1 protein-coding gene is annotated in these 754 nt (G+C 70.6%); it reads left to right on the forward strand.

What is annotated here, in order from left to right; all coding sequences use genetic code 11:
* Positions 1-169 precede the first annotated feature (169 nt).
* A partial coding sequence (locus NBZ83_RS32420) for a transglycosylase SLT domain-containing protein (protein WP_261576547.1) occupies positions 170-754 on the forward strand: 585 nt, incomplete at its 3' end.

Genomic DNA, 754 nt, shown 5'->3' on the forward strand with positions numbered 1-754 from the left:
ACAGCTCCCCACCGGATCGGGCCTGCGCCCACCCGCGCCCATGCCCCCTGAGAAGTACCGGGGGTGAGCGGCCACGACCAAATACCTCGCCGGGGCCGCCGCCGCCGTAGTCCTGCTCATCGTGCTCATGGGCGCCGCCGCCGCCCAACTGGCAGAACGAGTCCTGTGCGTGCCGGTCGTCGGCTGGTTCCTCGGCTGCGGCAGCGGCGGCAGTCCCAGCCAGACCGCGCTCGACGACGTCCCCGCCGACTACCTGACCCTCTACATGCAGGCAGCAGCGACCTGCCCCGGCCTGTCCTGGACGACGCTCGCGGCCATCGGCAAAGTCGAATCCGATCATGGACGCAGTCGGCTGCCGGGCGTGGCCAGCGGTACCAACAGCGCCGGCGCCGGCGGCCCCATGCAGTTCCTCGCCCCGACGTTCGCCGACGTCGTCGCTCGTCACCAACTACCAGCAGGCGGCGCGAACCCGCCGTCGCTCTACAACCCCCAGGACGCGATCTACGCCGCCGCGGCCTACCTATGCGACAACCACGTCGCCACCGACCTGACCGGCGCCCTGTGGGACTACAACCATTCCGGCGCCTACATCGCCCAGGTTGTTACCCAGGCCACCCAGTACGGCTCGACTGACGGCCCAGGGGCCGACACCACCGCGTCCGATGCCGGCTACGCCGCCGTCCTCTACGCCCAGGGCCAGATCGGCATCCCCTACCTGTGGGGTGGGGACGGCCCCCAGTTGACTGAACTACCG

Source organism: Frankia gtarii, from assembly GCF_025403375.1.
Taxonomy (GTDB): Bacteria; Actinomycetota; Actinomycetes; order Frankiales; family Frankiaceae; genus Frankia; species Frankia gtarii.